We start from the raw sequence: 1144 nt of genomic DNA, 5'->3' as shown, positions 1-1144 counted from the left end.
TGAGATTTCCCTTTGAGCAATCAAGAAAGACCCCTCAGAGACGATGAGGTAGATAGGTCATGGGTGGAAGCACGGCGACGTGTGGAGCTGAATGATACTAATCGGTCGAGGCTTTGATCTAGTCTAAGGTTTGGATGAATTGATGAGTCTTCAGTTTTGAGAGAACAATCTCTTAAAAAGGAGTTGACATTATGTTAAAATAATGTTAATCTCATATATGTCTGGTGGCGATAGCGAAGCGGCCACACCCGTTCCCATGCCGAACACGGAAGTTAAGCGTTTCAGCGCCGAAAGTAGTTGGGGGTCTCCCCCTGTGAGGATAGGACGCTGCCAGGCATTACATATTTGGAGGATTAGCTCAGCTGGGAGAGCACCTGCCTTACAAGCAGGGGGTCGGCGGTTCGATCCCGTCATCCTCCACCATTACACCTGCCGGTGTAGCTCAGTTGGTAGAGCATCTGACTTGTAATCAGAGGGTCGAGGGTTCGAATCCTTTCGCCGGCACCATTTTTTTAAAATAGTCTACCGCATGAATTATACCTTGCCGGGGTGGCGGAATTGGTAGACGCACAGGACTTAAAATCCTGCGAGGGTTTCCTCGTGCCGGTTCAAGTCCGGCCCTCGGTACCATCTTAATATCCCATGAAAGTTCATTCGTCTCGCACCCTTAGCTCAGCTGGATAGAGCGTTAGACTACGAATCTAAAGGCCGGGAGTTCGAATCTCTCAGGGTGCACCATCTATTTCGGGAAGTAGCTCAGCTTGGTAGAGCACTTGGTTTGGGACCAAGGGGTCGCAGGTTCGAATCCTGTCTTCCCGACCATCATAACTTTTGGGGCCTTAGCTCAGCTGGGAGAGCGCCTGCCTTGCACGCAGGAGGTCAGCGGTTCGATCCCGCTAGGCTCCACCAATTCTTTAAACCGACGAACTTTGAAAACTGAACGATGAGGCAAAAAAAGTTTTACAATGTTTGAATGAAGCGCAAGCTTCGTCATTTTTAAAGAGCTATATCAAATTTTTTGGAGAGTTTGATCCTGGCTCAGGACGAACGCTGGCGGCGTGCCTAATACATGCAAGTCGAGCGCAGGAAATCGACGGAACCCTTCGGGGGGAAGTCGACGGAATGAGCGGCGGACGGGTGAGTA

6 tRNA genes and 3 rRNA genes are annotated in these 1144 nt (G+C 50.1%); all 9 read left to right on the top strand.

The annotated features are described in order from the left end of the window. A 23S ribosomal RNA gene (locus tag KNP85_RS15740) occupies positions 1 to 121 on the top strand; the annotation flags it as partial. A 99-nt stretch (positions 122 to 220) separates the two neighbouring features. Beyond that, a 5S ribosomal RNA gene (rrf, locus tag KNP85_RS15735) occupies positions 221 to 336 on the top strand. An 11-nt stretch (positions 337 to 347) separates the two neighbouring features. Continuing rightward, a tRNA-Val gene (locus tag KNP85_RS15730) sits at positions 348 to 423 on the top strand. Positions 424 to 431: 8 nt separating this feature from the next. Further along, positions 432 to 507, top strand: a tRNA-Thr gene (locus KNP85_RS15725). Positions 508 to 543: 36 nt separating this feature from the next. Then, positions 544 to 630, top strand: a tRNA-Leu gene (locus KNP85_RS15720). A 31-nt stretch (positions 631 to 661) separates the two neighbouring features. Continuing rightward, positions 662 to 738, top strand: a tRNA-Arg gene (locus tag KNP85_RS15715). A 7-nt stretch (positions 739 to 745) separates the two neighbouring features. Continuing rightward, positions 746 to 822: transfer RNA gene (locus KNP85_RS15710), tRNA-Pro, on the top strand. 11 nt (positions 823 to 833) lie between these two features. Beyond that, positions 834 to 909, top strand: a tRNA-Ala gene (locus tag KNP85_RS15705). Between the two features lie 106 nt (positions 910 to 1015). After that, a 16S ribosomal RNA gene (locus KNP85_RS15700) occupies positions 1016 to 1144 on the top strand; the annotation flags it as partial.

The organism is Exiguobacterium sp. s194 (assembly GCF_018618275.1).
Classification (GTDB): domain Bacteria; phylum Bacillota; class Bacilli; order Exiguobacteriales; family Exiguobacteriaceae; genus Exiguobacterium; species Exiguobacterium chiriqhucha.
Note: the sequence above shows the minus strand (reverse complement) of the source record. Positions and strands in the feature narration are given on the sequence as shown.